We start from the raw sequence: 15,924 nt of genomic DNA on the forward strand, positions 1-15,924 counted from the left end.
CCAACTTAAATTAGTTCAATAATATCGATCGTCGGTGGTACGCGAAAACGAAACGGCACACCCACCATGCCTGTTCCAACCGTAACAAACACATCCGCATGTTCATGTCGGTACAAGCCTTTTTTGTGTCCTAATATAGACACTTTTTTCATTACATAGTCTGTGAGCCATGGCAGCTCAACTTGACCACCATGCGTATGACCTGAAAGCATTAAAGGACGACTAGGTAAAGCGGGTACCATATCGATCGTGTCTGGATTGTGCGATAGGATGACCCACGGTTTATCCTGCGGTAAATGCGGCATAAAACGCATATCCGCCTTGCCGGCCCACAAATCCCCGACTCCAATCAGACGAAACTCTTCAAATTCAACAATCTGACCTTCAATATCAATCACATTATTCACCTTCAAAGCATGTCTTAACAAATTTTGAATCGGCGGACCTGGATATTGCTCATCATGATTACCATTGACCGAATAGACTGGGGCATTAATTTCTTGCAACACCTCTAATTCTTCTGCCAGTGTATTTTCAGGTTCATAAGTCCAGTCCCCTGCAACCACCACCAAATCAGGTTTTTGTTCATTCAGTCGTTTGACGATGGTTTTCAGCTGTCGCTCATGCCCTGAAAATAGACCAATATGTAAATCCGCAATTAACGCAATACGAACGGGTTTGAGTAATTTATAATCTTCTTGGATTTGATATTGAGTGGTTTTGACATGTACAAAATGTGGTTCAATGAAACGTGCATAACACAGCACACCACTGACCAAAAACACAAAAATAGCTTCATGCCATGAATAATAGCCCTGAAAACCAGCATACAAGCTAAAGAAAAACAAAGGAATGAGTAAATAAGAGAGATAAAAAGCTAACAAATGCACAAAGGCTTTAAACGGATGAATAGTCTCCGTATTGGTTTGACTGATCCATGCCTGATACACCGCCCACCCCGCAAGCAAGGCCATCGCAATATAAAAATAGAACACGACGGAGTGTATATTCATCATAGACTTTTACTCACAAATTGTTCATCAAGAACACATAATCTTCTGTTTATCTTTTCACAGCTCAGAATTATACTCAAACCAAATTTATAGACTTTATGACGATGGAAAAACCTCACGGCTTAGCGAAACAAACTTTATTCCGCTCATCTTCGACTCAGCAAGGTGCCAAACTGTTGTTGCTGAGCTGTATGGTTTTGACTGTCCCAGCGTGTAATACCTTACCCAAACAAATCCCACAGACGCCCGTCTATGCCTTTGATTTGCCAACCGATCAAACCAGTTTAGGCAAAATCGTACTGCCTTTACGTGAACAAAATCCAGGCCTTACAGGTTTCCATGTTCTCTATAATCCACTCGAAGCATTGGCCGCGCGTATCCATCTCATTGATAAGGCAGAAAAGACCTTAGATCTACAATACTATATTTGGGATAACGATCGTATTGGTTCTTTAGCGCTTTATTCTATTTTGAAAGCCGCTGATCGCGGGGTGAAAGTTCGTTTACTAATCGATGATAACAATGCCAAGAAAATGGAAGGCATTTATTTGGCGCTCGATCAACACACTAATATCGACATCAAACTGTATAACCCCTACCGCTTCCGTCACTATCGTGCGATGGATATGGTCTTAAATCTAAAACGCATCAACCGTCGTATGCACAACAAAAGCTTCATTGCCGATAATCAAATTTCGTTGATTGGTGGGCGCAACATGAGCAATCAATATTATAACGTCAGCGACAGTTATCAGTTTTCCGATGTTGATGTGATGTTGGTCGGCTCTGCCTCAGATGAAATTGTGCATTCCTTCGATGAATACTGGAATGACGATTATGCCTTTCCAGTGCGTCAAATTGTCAACGCCAACCATTACAGCTTGCGTTATGAAGGTTTAAAAACCCAGTTAGAGCAGCACTATCAGGAAGTGACCGTACAAAATTATTTGGATCTGGCCAATCGTTCGCAGGCCTTTGAACACTGGCTAAATGATAGTATCCAGTTCGATTGGGTCAAAGCCGAAGTGGTGAAAGACTCACCAAGCAAAACTAAGTCTCGTGCGAAAAAAGAAGAACATTTAAACTTCCAGTTGCAAACCCATTTAGAAAAGCCAATGGAAAGCATCGACATTATTTCGGCCTATTTTGTGCCTGAACGTAAAGGCAAAAAACAGTTGGCAAATCTAGCTCAAAGTGACATTCAAGTTCGCGTACTGACCAACTCATTTAAAGCCAATGATGTGCCATTGGTACATGCTTTCTATGGAAAATATCGTGAAGACTTGCTGGAAAGCGGTGTTCAGCTCTATGAGTTTTTAGCCACGCCTGCGGCCGAAGCCCTAAACGAAAACAATGAAGAAATTTCGAAAAAAGCCAAAGTCAGCATCAAAGGATTAAGCCGCTCGAGTCTGCATGCCAAACTCATGGCCATTGATGAGAAACAGGTTTTTATTGGTTCATTTAATTTTGATCCCCGCTCTGCCAACTTAAATACAGAAATTGGGGTTTTACTGAACAGTCCACCGCTGGCCAAAGCGGTACACTACACCATGGACCAAAACCTCAGTAAATATGCCTATAAGCTGGTCCTAGATGCAAACAAAAACATTAACTGGCAAATCAAACAAGCTGATGGCTCTACCAAAACCTATACCACTGAACCCAAAATGAATTGGTTCAAACGTGCTGGTCTCAAAGTCGTCTCTTGGCTCCCGATTGAAGGCTTTATGTAAGCCTTCAAGCTTGTTGCATGTTGGGCTGGGACTTCAAAACTTTCTGATGTAAATCAGCCAAACCTTGCACCATTTTTTGTTGGACCAATGCAGTTAAACTCTCAACCGTATGTCCTGCGGTACAAATGGCCGGGAGCGCAACTAAATGTGCCGTGACTTGTGGCATTTCTAGTACTTTTTTAACATGCTCGGCAAAACTAATGTTACCGATAAACGGAGAGACTTGGTCAAGTCCGCCCTGTTGATTCACATAGCAAATCAAACAAATTTGCACATCACGCTGGGCCTCAATTGCTGCGCCTAATATACGCCCATGAACCTTTTTCACTTTAGAACCATCGGTCGTGGTCGCTTCCGGGAAAAACAACACAGGAATATCTTGTTTTAAAAATGCTGTAATTTGCTCTCGAATTTTGATGGAATCGCCTGAACCACGTTGAATAAACAAGGTTCCACCACTTTTTGCCAATTTGCCAAACACAGGCCATTTTTCAATTTCAGCCTTGGCCAAAAAGAAAACTCGTGCGCCTGAGCCTAAAACCGCTACATCTAACCATGAAATATGATTGCTGACCCAAAGTGCAGGCTTACGTGGAATATCCCCGTGGACATGAACATCAATGTTAAAAACCTTGCACAGTCGACGACAGAAATACTGCACGTAACGGGTATTTTGTGGATTATTAATGTCTTTATACAAGCCATGTCGATAGACCAAATAAAAACCTTCGGACACGGCGCCAAGCCCTGAAGCCAGCTTTTTACCATACAGAAAAAGCTTAGAGACACCTTTTATTGATGTTGTTTTTATTTCAGTATTCGATTGCATAGACGGTTCACTTGGCACAGCTTCATTCAACATTTAATCATTGATTTCGGCTCATTCTATACTGATCTTGAGCAACTTGCATTGATCATAAAAACCGAAGGACTAGATGATTATTTTCAATTTTAATCGTTTAAACAAATTAATTAAAATAAATCAATCGAAATACTAAAACATGGTGTGTACATGAACGCTCAAATGAATCCTCCAGCTCCACCGTTAAATCCTGTTCAGGCACTGAAATTTATTATAGGGCTCAGTATTTTATACTTTGGCACCTTGCTGCTTTTGGTTCACTTATTTCGCTCAATGTAAGGCAACGGTATAACTATTTCGCTCAATCTCAACAAATTCATCTACACTAGAGTTTTCAATGTGAGATCGAATTTAGTGGAATATTTTGAGCAGAAGCAAGGTGGCGAAAAAACCATTTTAGTCAGTGTTGCCATCCATATTCTGGAAGACCTTGATGCAGAAGAATTTCGCTTGCTTGCTAAGTCGGCAGGTGCAGAAATTCTGGAGCATGTTCACGCTCAAAGATTCAAACCCGATGCTAAATATTTCATTGGTTCAGGCAAAGCAGAAGAAATTGCCGCTCGCGTTGAGGAACTTGAAGCCACGCTGGTGATTATAGACCATGCCCTGACGCCCAGTCAGGAACGTAATCTGAGTCGCATTATTAAGTGCCGCGTCATTGACCGTACACGCCTTATTCTAGATATCTTTGCACAACGTGCCCGTACCCATGAAGGGAAACTTCAAGTCGAATTGGCTCAATTGGATCACTTGTCTTCTCGACTGGTCGGTACAGGCATTAGCCTCGATAGCCAAAAAGGCGGGATTGGACTCCGTGGTCCAGGTGAAACCCAACTCGAAACTGACCGTCGTTTACTTCGTGTCCGGGTTGGACAACTTAAAGATAAATTAGAAAAAGTCCGTCAGACCCGTATCCAAGGGCGTGCTGCACGTCAAAAAGCCGCGATTCCAACCGTTTCTTTGGTTGGTTATACCAATGCGGGCAAATCGACCCTGTTTAACACCCTTGCCAAATCTGATGTTTATGCCGCAGATCAATTATTTGCAACCTTAGATCCAACCTTAAGACGTTTGGAATGGGACGGTATTGGCCCGCTGGTCCTAGCAGACACGGTTGGTTTTGTGCGTAATCTTGCGCATGCTTTAGTGGAATCGTTTAAAGCGACGCTAGAGGAAACATTAGAAGCCAGCTTGCTGTTGCATGTGATTGACTCGAGCAGTCCAGACCATATGGAACAAATTGAAGCCGTTGAAAAAGTGCTCAAAGAAATTGGCGCAGATATTCCAATTCTACGGGTGTATAACAAGATCGATCAAAGTGGCGAACAAGCCAAAATCATTTATGCTGAACCCAATGTACCTGAGCGTGTCTATGTCTCAGCACATACAGGCGAAGGATTTGATCTACTACGCCAAGCGGTACAAGAGTGTTTGATGGGGCAAATTCAAAACTTTGACGTCTTACTCAAACCTGCCTATGGCAAATTACGTAATCAACTGTACGCCCTAAATGTGATTCAATCTGAAAATTATGATGATGAGGGCAACCTACACCTACAAGTGTATATTGCACCACATAAACTTGAACAATTGATTAAACAAGCACATTTACCGATTGATGAAATTTTAGGTTTGAAAGCAAAACAATTTCATCGTGAACTCGAAGAATTTGAAATCAAAAACCAAATCGGTTAAAACGTGATAAGTAAAATGTTAATGACAGAACAAAATGGAATGGATAAAAACTGTTGATTGGAAAGCATGGATCGGCACGGTTGCCCTGATCATCATCTTTCGTGAAGCGGCTGTGTGGATCACTGGACGTTTTGGACATCCTGAACTGGGCAATTTAATTGGACTGATTAGTTTATTAATCGTCCTTTTGGGTTGGAGAAAATTTCATAAAATTCCAGCACGTTTGGTCGATACCAACAATAAAATCATGAAAGAAAGTGCCTTTGCTTTTCTACCTATCAGTGCAGGCTCCCTGCTGATGATGACGCATTTAGGCAGTGAAATCCCAATGTTCTTGGTGGTGCTGTTTGTCAGCACACTAATTCCACTGTGGGTTTACGCAAAAATGTCTAAGAAATGGCTTTAGGAGTGTGCACATGATTCCCATTATTTTCGGTTTTTTCCTAACCCTCGTTGCCTATTTACTGGCAAAGCCACTCAACAAAAAACTGCCACAAATTCCCGTGATTGTTTTTGGCATGTGCTTTGTGATTGCCCTGCTCTTGTTGTTAAACATTCCGTATGAGCAATATATGGCACAGGTAAATCCAGTGTTTAACCATCTGCTCGGTTATGTCACGGTCGCATTAGCTATTCCATTGGCTGCCATGCGCTATGACGATCTCCCCCTCAAAGCAGTTGTGGGCATTTTGGTCTTTGCCAGTATCAGTGCGGTTGGACTACCGATGGGACTGGCTTATTTACTGCATTTGTCTGACCCTACCATTATGGCATTTGCCACACGCGCAGTCACAACGCCAATTGCGATTAACATTGCAACACTGCTGCAAGCCCCTGTGAGTCTGGCAATTTTAATCGTGATTTTATCTGGTGTGATTGGTGCTGCATTTTCGCCACTGATCCTCAAACACATTAATGACGAGCGGGCATCGGGCCTAGCGCTAGGTCTTGCAGCCCATGCCATCGGTACAGCTCAAGCATGGCAACGGGGAAGTATTGCTGGACGTTACGCAGCCTTTGGAATGGCTGTCAATGCAGTGTTTACAGCAATCTGGTTACCGTTGTTTATTCTATACTTGCAAAAAATGTGATATGTTCCTCACATAAAAAATTGTATTGTTTAAAAAATCGACTTAAGATGAGTTTGTTGTTGATTAAATGATAAAAGGATTTTGTTCATGAGCAAATTGACACTTGCAATCGCATTCGCTACAACCGTTATGGGTAGTACAGCTTTCGCTGAAGATATTAGCGGCACTTGGAAAAATATTGATGACAAAACTGGGTCGTCAAAAGCCATCCTTGATATTCGCCAAGAATCAAATGGGACCTATACCGCTAAGATCGTGAAAGTGACACCTCGTCCGGGTTATACACCAAAAGAAACTTGTATTAATTGCCCTGCGCCGTATACCAATAAGCCCATTTTAGGCATGGATGTGATGAAAGGTTTGAAACACAGCGGTGATACCAATTACACGGGTGGAAAAATCATTGATCCACTGTCTGGTAATATTTATAGCTGTAAAGCAAAACTCAGTTCGAATGGCAAACGCTTAACCTTGCGAGGATACGTGGGTATATCTGCTCTAGGTCGTAGTCAAACGTGGATTCGAGAATAATCTAGGTTCTATTACTGAACAGACTTGGTCTACGCAATCACTTGATCGATTCATTTTAGATTTGTAGACCACCACTGAGTCACTCATACATTGCATCAAACTTAGTCTGATTGTTTCAAATTCAATGAATAAAAGAGTTTCAGCTAAGCATGTATGATTTTTCAATTTTTAAAGGCAACTGCCTAACTCATATCTAAACACAAAACAGTTTGCCTTGTGCAAACTGTTTATTTTTCTGTGTCTTGGATATCTTTTTGTGAAACTATAGAGAACCTTATATGAAAAGTAAGTTTTTTATCGCGGGATTAACATTGTCCATGCTTTGCGGGGGAGCATTTGCACAGGACTTAACAGGGACATGGCAACAAATTGATGATAAGTCAGGCTCACCAAAAGCCATTATCGAAATTCGTAAAGAGTCAAATAATACTTACACTGGAAAAATTGTAAAAATTACACCACGCCCAGGTTATACACCAAAAGAAACTTGCGTGAATTGCCCTACGCCATATACCAACAAACCAATTTTGGGTATGGACATTATTAAAGGCTTAAAGCATGTCGACGGCACCAATAACTATGAAAAAGGTCGTGTGATTGATCCTTTGTCTGGCAAACTTTATGATGCGAAAATGAAACTGAATGCCACAGGAAAGCGTCTTTCTCTACGTGCATACATCGGTGTTTCTGCTTTAGGTCGTAACCAAACCTGGTTAAGAATCGACTAAGAATAAAAAAGCCACGAACTTCGTGGCTTTTTTAATGCATGTGCTATTGAACTGGATTATCAACGGCAAATAAGGTCTCATCTTCTAAACGGTAAGCCATTAATTGATGCCCCCAAACACAACCGCCATCTACATTTTGAATCGAGTCTGAAATGGTTTTACCTTGTAAAGCGGCCCAGTGACCAAACACAACTTTATGGGTTTGTGCCGCTTGTGAAGCGAATTCAAACCATGGTTTGAACCCTTCTGGCATTGGGTCACTGAGTGAGTCTTTAAAACTAAACTCCAAACGCCCAGCACTATCGGTTAAACGCATACGAGTCAAATAATTTACGATACAACGTAAACGCGCATGCCCCGTCAGTTCATCCGACCATAAGGTGGGCTCTTTGCCATACATTTCTTTTAAAAAGGCATCGACAACATCAAAATCATCCGCTGCAATGACCGCCTCAACTTCTGCGGCTAAAGCAGCAGTTTGTTCTGCTGTCCAATTGGTTGGAATGCCTGCATGCGTCAGAATCGTCTTTGCGTTTGGGAACACACACAAAGGTTGTTTACGTAGCCAATCAATCAAATCATCACTATCAATCGCATCAATCACATCACGAATGTTATCTTTGTCTTTAATTGCTTTAATGCCACGTGCAGCCGCCAGCAAAGTTAAATCATGATTGCCTAAAACTGTTGCAGCCGCATTACGCTCTACTAATTTTTTAATAAAGCGTAAAGCACCTAATGAGTTTTCACCACGAGCAACCAAATCCCCTGCAAACCAAATAAAATCTTGGTCAGGATCAAACTGTATGGTCTTTAACAAGGCTTTTAGTGCTTCAAAACAACCCTGCACATCACCAATGACATAATTGTATCGAATCTCTGCACCTGTCACCTTAAGCCACCATTTGATCTGCTAATGCCACAAATTGAGCCAGTGTTAAAGTCTCTGGACGCGCCATCGGATCAACACCTGCTTGTTCAAAACCATCTTCAACCAACATGCCTTTTAAGCTATTACGCAAAGTTTTACGACGCTGAGTAAAGACGTGCGAGACCAAACGAGCCAAGGCTTTTTCATTTTTTGCCACAATCGGCTTAACCGCATACGGCTCTAAACGGAACACCGCAGACGTCACTTTTGGTGGTGGGTTAAATGAACCTGGTGGTACTTCAAACAAGAACGTAGGTTTACAGAAATACTGAATCATCACCGACAAACGACCATACTCTTTGCTATTTGGAGAAGCCGTAATACGGTCAACCACTTCTTTTTGTAGCATAAAGTGCATGTCTTTAACTTTGTCACCAAACTCCAAGAGGTGAAACAAAAGTGGCGTCGAAATGTTATACGGCAAATTACCCACAACACGTAAAGGACGACCATCTTCAAATAAGTTGGTGAAGTCGTACTTCAGTGCATCGGTTTCAATAATGGTTAAACGTTCAGGATGTGGCACACGCCCTGGCAAACCTGCCGCCAAATCACGGTCTAATTCGACAACCGTAAGTGCGTCACACTCTCCAATCAACGGAGAGGTTAAGGCTGCCAAACCCGGCCCAATTTCCACAATGTTATCACCTGAGCGTGGTGCAACTGAACGTACAATCTTGGCAATCACACGTTGGTCATGTAAGAAGTTTTGCCCAAAACGCTTCCGCGTATGGTGCCCTTCATCTTTAGGGTTTAAGGCATTAATTTGATACATAAAATTTTCCAACGTGAGTTAATCACTGAACATTAGTGACGAGCTAATTCTAACGCTAAATCAACAGCGACCTGTAAGCTTGAGCTTTTCGCAAGACCTGTGCCTGCGAGGGAGAGAGCTGTGCCATGATCGACTGAGGTACGAATAAACGGCAAGCCCAAAGTAATATTAATGGCTTCACCAAACCCTTGCGATTTTAACACAGGTAAGCCCTGATCGTGATACATCGCCAAAACAGCATCGGCATCTTTTAAGTTTTCAGGGGTAAATAAGGTGTCGGCAGGTAGGCTCAGGCTCATATTTATGCCTTGAGCACGGTAGCTTTCCAGCACGGGGTTAATCACCTCAATTTCTTCCATCCCCAAATAGCCATCCTCCCCTGCATGTGGGTTTAAGCCACACACTAAAATGTGGGGATGCTCTTTTTTGAATTTGCTTTTTAAGTCCTGAATTAAAATATCAATCACTTGATGCAGTCGCTCTTTGCTAATCGCATCAGGTACAGCTCTTAAGGGCAAATGTGTAGTCGCCAGCGCGACACGCAAGGTCTTGGTTGCGAGCATCATCACCACACGTTCAACACCAGCAAACTCTTGGTAGTATTCGGTATGCCCACTAAAATGAATCCCAGCATCATTGATAACTGACTTTTGTACAGGTGCAGTTGCAACACCTACACTTTTACTGGACAGAGCATAATTGGCCGAACGTCGTAGCTGCTCTAAAACATAAGCCGAATTTTGAGGATTCAGTTCTCCGGGTACAACAACCTGATTTAAAGCAACATGCTCCACATAAAGCTGACCATCTGGTGATGAATTCTCTTGACCTGAATACTCAATCAACTCAACAGAAATACCTAAGCATTCTGCACGCGAACGCAATAAATTGAGATCTCCAAGAACCACGATCGGACGTTCATCTATACGAGCAGCAAGGCTTAAACAAATATCTGGACCAATCCCAGCAGGTTCACCACTGGTGACATATAAAGGAAGCATAAGTAACTCAAAGAAAATGCGTTTTGACTATTATACAACGTCTCACCCAAGATCTCCGCATTCTCTGTACTCGACTTGAACCTATTCTTTTATATTCAAATTCTCACTTATCCTGTTTTCACATTCCATCGACTTTAAAAGAAAAAATAAAGCCTCAAACATATAAAACATGAGCAAAGAAATTGCGAGTCGTAACTCCTGTACTATCCGTTATATTAAAATGCTTCTATGATGATGATCCCGCATTTCATTCAGTGAAGTCATAAAGTTCAATATCGCTGTTTCCTCATTTTTTAAAGTTTGAACTCTTTTGTGATTTTTTAAAAAGAATAAACTTTGATCTCTTCCTTTATGCTGGGAAATACCTTAAAATACGGCTCTTGAAATTTTATATTTTCATTTGTGATTCTTAACGTATTCGTTTAGAATCGCGTCTCCTTTTGTTTGGACAGATTCCATAGTCCAAACCAACTATAATAGGTAGTGGTTTAATGAAAACTCTCAGCGCTAAGCCTGCTGAAGTTCAACACGACTGGTACGTTGTTGATGCTTCTGGCAAAACTTTAGGTCGCCTTGCGACTGAAATCGCTCGTCGTCTACGTGGTAAGCACAAGACTTCTTATACTCCTCACGTTGACACTGGCGATTATATCGTTGTAATCAATGCTGAAGAAATTCAAGTGACTGGTAAAAAAGCGCTTGATAAAAAATACTATCGCCACACTGGCTTCCCTGGTGGTATCCGTGAGACTAACTTTGAAAAGTTAATCGCTCACAAACCTGAAGCAGTTTTAGAAAAAGCTGTTAAAGGTATGTTACCAAAAGGTCCTCTTGGTTATGCAATGATCAAGAAAATGAAAGTGTATGCAGGTACAGAGCATCCACACGCTGCTCAACAGCCACAAGTTTTGGACATCTAAGGGATACAGCACATGGCTACTAATTATGGTACAGGTCGCCGTAAGACCGCAACTGCACGTGTTTTCTTGTCAGCTGGTACAGGCAAACTCGTAATTAACAACCGTACTCTAGAGCAATACTTCGGTCGTGAAACTGCTCGTATGGTTGTTCGTCAACCTTTAGAGCTTCTTGAAGTTACTGAAAAGTATGACCTTTACATCACTGTTGCTGGTGGTGGTATCGGTGGTCAAGCTGGCGCTATCCGTCACGGTATTACTCGTGCGTTGATCGCTTCTGACGAAACACTTAAACCTGCTCTTCGTCAAGCTGGTTTCGTTACTCGTGATGCTCGTGAAGTTGAACGTAAGAAACTTGGTTTACGTAAAGCTCGTAAACGTCCTCAATTCTCTAAACGTTAATTCGTTTACCGAATCGGACAAAAAACCTCGGAATTTTCCGAGGTTTTTTTATACTATATTTTTCTTCAAAATTATTTACTTACGTTCAAATAGATCGATTAAATTCTAGTTTTAGATGTTATTTTACCGACCTCTCTTTGAGCAGTCCATTGTCGCATCAGCAGCACCATCCATACTAATCTGTTCGGTAACGATGCAATCATTTTCTTGATATGTATGTACTTCTTTAGATTTAGAGAATTGATGATCTTTGGGAAGTGGTGCATTACACGGCTCATCGGTTTTCTCATCGACCATTTTCACAGGCCCATCATTATAAACAGTGACCTTACAGCCTTTTACTGTATATTCTTGCTGAATGCCGCCATACATCTCATCCTCAGATACAGAAGTAGCGACATCACAGGCTTCATCGGCAATACAAGCTGCATATTCAGCAGTCTGCTGTGCTACATCTACCTGTTCGGCTGCATCTTGATTTTGAGCATAACTACTTGAGATGGAAGTCATTAATATAATAACTGCAATCGATTGGGTGATTCTGAGCCTAAGCTGCATGCTTCTATCCTTCTTTTTGATTTATTCCAAGTTGTTCGATTGTATAAGCATATTAAAGTTAAGATGATTTTATTGGCTATTTTTAGTATTCTAACCGATTCACTTCACCTAGTTTCTTGAAATATGTCTGTCGAAACTACTCCGCTTCAAGGAATTACGCTGTATAGCCATGCAGATGATTTTCGCTCCCATTGGATTCGTTATGTACTTGCAGAGAAGCAAATCAAATACCATTTGGTTTTAAGTGATGCTGATGATGAAGATCTCGCCAGCTTAAACCCTTATAATCAGCTGCCGATGTTGATTGAAAATGATTTAAAACTATTTAATGCCAATATCATCTCTGAGTATTTAGACGATCGTTATCGTCAAAACAAGCTCTATGCCGACGCACCTATGCCTCGTGCGGAACAGCGTCAGTATATTTGGCGCTTTGAACAAGATTGGTTAAAGCTTGCTGATATGATGCTGCGTCATCCAGATACACTCGATGAACAAGCAAAACTGAAAGCACAAAAAAAACTGAAAGACACCCTTATTTCCTTAACACCATTGTTCCAGCATTTCCCCTATTTCATGTCGGAAAGCTTTAGCATTTTAGATTGCATGCTTGCGCCTATCTTTCTACGCTTAAACAGCATGGGCGTACATTTACCCAAACAGCAATGCCGCCCAATCTATTTATATTGTCAACGTATTTTTAGTCGTCCTGCATTTTTAAAGTCTTTAACTTTGCAGGAGAAAAACCATTATCAATCTGAATTTAAACAGCCGTAGAGAACATTATGTCTGATCAAGAATTAAACCTTACGCCGACTCGTCCATATTTAGCCCGCGCCATTTATGAATGGATTTGTGATAACCAGCTGACACCACATTTATTGGTCGATGCAACCCAGCCCAATACTCTCGTTCCTGAACAGTTTATTCAAGATGGCCAAATTGTCTTAAACATCGTCCCTCATGCCGTACATGCGATACATATGAGCAACGATGCGATTACCTTCTCTGCACGTTTTGGTGGAGTATCTCGTGATATTTATGTCCCACTTAATGCTGTGATTGGCATTTATGCCCGTGAAAATGGACAGGGTTTGTTCTTCGATCCAAGTGAGTATGACAATCATACCCAAAGCGAGCAAAATGCTTTAAAATCAGACAATGAAGAAAAAACTGAACCCGCTAAGAAAAAACCAAGTTTAAGGTTATTAGATTAATAAAATGGAGTAATTATATGGCTTTTGATTTAGTACAATATTTTGCAGAGCAGATTAAAATTCAAAAGCCTGAGCTTCTGAGTCAATATTCAGATGAGGAGCGACTTCAATATCTTTCTGAGGCCAACACCCTCTCCCTTGGAAAACTCATCACCTTGATGCGTCAAGATGGCACCAAGCTCTATCAAGAGATTCAAACTCAAGATCACCTCTATATTCAAGAACTTGCAAGGCATCTCACCACGTCTCCGCAAAATGAATCACAGTTAGCGAAGGCAGACTTAGAGCACAGCCTAACCAGCATGTTGAGCCTGCAGCTTGCTGAACTCAAACAACTTAATGTCACGGGGAACTTTGGTGAACATGGAATTCGTGAGCTGCTTGTCGGTCAAATTGAGCACCTCTCAGGTATGGCTGATGACTGGGTTTGGACAACAAGTGAGCTAACAGAACTGATTGGCTCTAAACCAAAGCCTGAAGAAGAGCTATCATTAGAAGATACAATGAAGGAGTTTAATCAAATGGTTAATCAACACACAACAGACCACTCAGATCAGCTACACACACAGGTAATAGAGCAAAATCCAACGCCAACATGGGCAAAACTGATTGAGCCTGCTGTGGCTATTGTTATTTTATGGGGACTTTATTGCGCAGCAAGTCAAATGTTTGTCTAATTCCCAAGGGATGCACTCATTTTGCGCATCCCTTTATTTTTTAATGAAAAATAATTATATATTTCATCGTTAAAAATCAAAAAAATCGATTTCTTTTTTGCTTTTATTTGTCCAAATGGTAAAAGTTACATTTTGTTACAACAGCAAATAAATTAAACACTTTTCAAATAACAATAAACTTTTTCACACTCCTATCTAAAATCCGCAAACCTAATCACAAAATCTCTAGCAAAAACTGACTAAAAGCCTCGGGTTTAATTGTACATTTATTCATCCTTTTTTTATTACATTTATTTATATTGATAATTTTTTCACGCCGTCCATATAATTAAATCGAATTGTGAAACAACAAGTTAAAAGGATTTTAAAACTCATAAAATTGAAGAGAAAAACTATGGCTAAAGTGTCATTGGAAGCATTAGCAAATATCGATGGATTCTATGCAGCAGCATTGGTCGATGGGGAAAGCGGTTTAGCCCTAGCAACTCAAGGCGGTGGAAGCATCGATTTAGAACTCGCGGCGGCAGGTAATACTGAAGTCGTTCGCTCAAAACGACGTGTTGCACAAGCATTAAACTTAAATGACTCAATTGAAGATATTTTAATTACACTGGGTAAGCAGTATCACCTTTTAGAAGGCAATGACAAAATTTTCCTATATCTTGTCCTTGAACGCTCTAAAGCAAATCTTGCCATGGCTCGCCATGAACTCAAAGGATATGAAAAAGGCCTAGATTTTTCTTAATTTGAATTGCCCCTTTCTCATCCTTTTGGGAAAGGGGTTGTATGCGTTGTCCTCTTCAACCTAATTAAATTAAAGAAACACTATGAATAAGCAATATATTAATATTGCGATTACCGGCCTGAGTTCAAACCATTCTGACGAACTTAAAACACAGCTACGTAATCTCATTCCTCAAGAGTATCAAATTAACTGGAGCTCCGCTGCTGACCCAACTATTGATTGTTTATTTATCCATGAAAGTTTTTATGAAACCGAAGGGATCCAAAAGATCATTCGAAGTCGTCAGTTCCCATGGCTAAAAATTTCTAAGCAACCCTATAACGAAAACCGACTCCACGAAAACACACTTTCTTTACCAATTACACATCTTGAAAGCTTCTCGAATTGGATTATTCAACATCTACTACATCCCTCTTTTGAGAATCAACAAATCCTTCCTATCGAAACTCAGAATAAAAAAACACACTACAAATTAGAATATTTCAGCAAAATGCTGGATAGCGAACGCAACTCTAAGCTACATCTTTTTGATACTTTGGGCACCATTGCCATTATTGATATTCAGAAAAATATCGCTTGGCTCAATACAGAACGAGAACAAGGCTTTACAGATTCTGGTTTTGATTATGACATTGCCAGCACCAGTAACTTCATGAAAGTCTCACGTAAGCACCCCCATATACTTAGTGACTGGTTATGGCAGTTTTTTGGGATTCACCCATATTTTTGAAAGAAATTGCACCTGAAGATGGGCATTTTAAGATCCATATGTGGTCTAAGCCAGCAAGCAATGTGGACAGAAAAACTATTTTTCAACTTTCCAGCTGTTTTATTCAAGGTAGTAAAATTTCAAAAATTGCAACGCAGTTGAATCTCCCTATTGAAACTGTGCAGCACTTTATTGCAGCCAATATCGCGACCCATAATCTCTCAAAAATCAATATTTGGGATAAACACTTTAACCCACCAGAAATGCCTCAAGTTACAGAAGAAGCAGGTTTAATTAAAAGCTTTTTTGGAAAACTAAGAAGAAAACTAGGCATATAGG

Annotated in this window: 20 protein-coding genes; 14 read left to right on the forward strand and 6 right to left on the reverse strand. The window is 40.8% G+C overall.

Annotated elements, in window-relative coordinates; all coding sequences use genetic code 11:
* Positions 1-5: 5 nt before the first annotated feature.
* A complete protein-coding gene (locus HUK62_RS14705) occupies positions 6-1,016 on the reverse strand; it encodes a metallophosphoesterase (protein WP_078389021.1) in 1,011 nt (336 codons plus the stop codon).
* Between the two features lie 101 nt (positions 1,017-1,117).
* Between HUK62_RS14705 and HUK62_RS14710 the strand changes: the two genes are divergently transcribed.
* Positions 1,118-2,746, forward strand: a complete 1,629-nt coding sequence (locus tag HUK62_RS14710) for a phospholipase D family protein (protein WP_176538235.1) — start codon at positions 1,118-1,120, stop codon at positions 2,744-2,746.
* Between the two features lie 4 nt (positions 2,747-2,750).
* Here the strand turns inward: HUK62_RS14710 and HUK62_RS14715 are convergent, their stop codons facing one another.
* Positions 2,751-3,575, reverse strand: a complete 825-nt coding sequence (locus HUK62_RS14715; RefSeq protein WP_026056514.1) for a lysophospholipid acyltransferase family protein — start codon at positions 3,573-3,575, stop codon at positions 2,751-2,753.
* Positions 3,576-3,962: 387 nt separating this feature from the next.
* Here HUK62_RS14715 and hflX point away from each other — a divergent pair, with 387 nt between their 5' ends.
* From hflX to HUK62_RS14740, 5 genes are all read left to right on the forward strand, one after another.
* Positions 3,963-5,303 (forward strand): ribosome rescue GTPase HflX, encoded by a 1,341-nt coding sequence (gene hflX / locus HUK62_RS14720; RefSeq protein WP_176538505.1) that lies wholly within the window; start codon positions 3,963-3,965, stop codon positions 5,301-5,303.
* A gap of 34 nt (positions 5,304-5,337) precedes the next feature.
* Positions 5,338-5,709 (forward strand): hypothetical protein, encoded by a 372-nt coding sequence (locus HUK62_RS14725; RefSeq protein WP_004695106.1) that lies wholly within the window; start codon positions 5,338-5,340, stop codon positions 5,707-5,709.
* Positions 5,710-5,719: 10 nt separating this feature from the next.
* Positions 5,720-6,394 (forward strand): LrgB family protein, encoded by a 675-nt coding sequence (locus tag HUK62_RS14730; RefSeq protein WP_004695104.1) that lies wholly within the window; start codon positions 5,720-5,722, stop codon positions 6,392-6,394.
* An 87-nt stretch (positions 6,395-6,481) separates the two neighbouring features.
* On the forward strand, positions 6,482-6,925 hold the full coding sequence (locus tag HUK62_RS14735; RefSeq protein WP_010327459.1) for a DUF2147 domain-containing protein: 444 nt from the start codon (positions 6,482-6,484) through the stop codon (positions 6,923-6,925).
* A 278-nt stretch (positions 6,926-7,203) separates the two neighbouring features.
* The gene (locus HUK62_RS14740; RefSeq protein WP_004695101.1) at positions 7,204-7,653 is read left to right on the forward strand and encodes a DUF2147 domain-containing protein; all 450 of its coding nucleotides are present in this window, start codon (positions 7,204-7,206) and stop codon (positions 7,651-7,653) included.
* 43 nt (positions 7,654-7,696) lie between these two features.
* Here HUK62_RS14740 and HUK62_RS14745 read toward each other — a convergent pair whose 3' ends face one another.
* From HUK62_RS14745 to pdxA, 3 genes are read right to left on the reverse strand one after another with little or no spacing between them, the layout of a single operon-like run.
* Positions 7,697-8,545, reverse strand: a complete 849-nt coding sequence (locus HUK62_RS14745) for a symmetrical bis(5'-nucleosyl)-tetraphosphatase (RefSeq protein WP_176538236.1) — start codon at positions 8,543-8,545, stop codon at positions 7,697-7,699.
* A gap of 1 nt (position 8,546) precedes the next feature.
* Positions 8,547-9,359, reverse strand: a complete 813-nt coding sequence (gene rsmA / locus HUK62_RS14750) for a 16S rRNA (adenine(1518)-N(6)/adenine(1519)-N(6))-dimethyltransferase RsmA (protein ID WP_004695098.1) — start codon at positions 9,357-9,359, stop codon at positions 8,547-8,549.
* Between the two features lie 32 nt (positions 9,360-9,391).
* Positions 9,392-10,360, reverse strand: a complete 969-nt coding sequence (gene pdxA / locus HUK62_RS14755; protein ID WP_176538237.1) for a 4-hydroxythreonine-4-phosphate dehydrogenase PdxA — start codon at positions 10,358-10,360, stop codon at positions 9,392-9,394.
* A 491-nt stretch (positions 10,361-10,851) separates the two neighbouring features.
* On the opposite strand from pdxA, the gene rplM reads away from it, so the two are divergent.
* Together rplM and rpsI are read left to right on the forward strand one after the other, a co-directional pair.
* Positions 10,852-11,280, forward strand: a complete 429-nt coding sequence (gene rplM / locus HUK62_RS14760) for a 50S ribosomal protein L13 (protein ID WP_004695096.1) — start codon at positions 10,852-10,854, stop codon at positions 11,278-11,280.
* Positions 11,281-11,292: 12 nt separating this feature from the next.
* Positions 11,293-11,679, forward strand: a complete 387-nt coding sequence (gene rpsI / locus HUK62_RS14765) for a 30S ribosomal protein S9 (RefSeq protein WP_004695095.1) — start codon at positions 11,293-11,295, stop codon at positions 11,677-11,679.
* Positions 11,680-11,802: 123 nt separating this feature from the next.
* On the opposite strand, the gene HUK62_RS14770 is transcribed toward rpsI, so the two are convergent.
* Complete coding sequence (locus HUK62_RS14770; protein WP_342755704.1) at positions 11,803-12,189, reverse strand: hypothetical protein; 387 nt, start codon at positions 12,187-12,189, stop codon at positions 11,803-11,805.
* Positions 12,190-12,360: 171 nt separating this feature from the next.
* Here HUK62_RS14770 and HUK62_RS14775 point away from each other — a divergent pair, with 171 nt between their 5' ends.
* The 6 genes from HUK62_RS14775 (at position 12,361) to HUK62_RS19115 (ending at position 15,923) form a co-directional block, all read left to right on the forward strand.
* Entirely contained in the window at positions 12,361-13,014 is a 654-nt protein-coding gene (locus HUK62_RS14775) for a glutathione S-transferase N-terminal domain-containing protein (RefSeq protein ID WP_004695093.1), read from the forward strand.
* 8 nt (positions 13,015-13,022) lie between these two features.
* The gene (locus tag HUK62_RS14780) at positions 13,023-13,454 is read left to right on the forward strand and encodes a ClpXP protease specificity-enhancing factor (protein ID WP_176538239.1); all 432 of its coding nucleotides are present in this window, start codon (positions 13,023-13,025) and stop codon (positions 13,452-13,454) included.
* A 17-nt stretch (positions 13,455-13,471) separates the two neighbouring features.
* The gene (locus tag HUK62_RS14785; RefSeq protein WP_176538240.1) at positions 13,472-14,131 is read left to right on the forward strand and encodes a hypothetical protein; all 660 of its coding nucleotides are present in this window, start codon (positions 13,472-13,474) and stop codon (positions 14,129-14,131) included.
* 394 nt (positions 14,132-14,525) lie between these two features.
* Complete coding sequence (locus tag HUK62_RS14790; RefSeq protein WP_176538241.1) at positions 14,526-14,876, forward strand: roadblock/LC7 domain-containing protein; 351 nt, start codon at positions 14,526-14,528, stop codon at positions 14,874-14,876.
* A gap of 82 nt (positions 14,877-14,958) precedes the next feature.
* Positions 14,959-15,606 (forward strand): hypothetical protein, encoded by a 648-nt coding sequence (locus HUK62_RS14795; protein ID WP_228723706.1) that lies wholly within the window; start codon positions 14,959-14,961, stop codon positions 15,604-15,606.
* Complete coding sequence (locus tag HUK62_RS19115) at positions 15,603-15,923, forward strand: hypothetical protein (RefSeq protein ID WP_228723707.1); 321 nt, start codon at positions 15,603-15,605, stop codon at positions 15,921-15,923. The genes HUK62_RS14795 and HUK62_RS19115 overlap by 4 nt, the downstream gene beginning before the upstream one ends.
* Position 15,924 lies beyond the last annotated feature (1 nt).

Source organism: Acinetobacter sp. NEB 394, assembly GCF_013374795.1.
Classification (GTDB): domain Bacteria; phylum Pseudomonadota; class Gammaproteobacteria; order Pseudomonadales; family Moraxellaceae; genus Acinetobacter; species Acinetobacter johnsonii.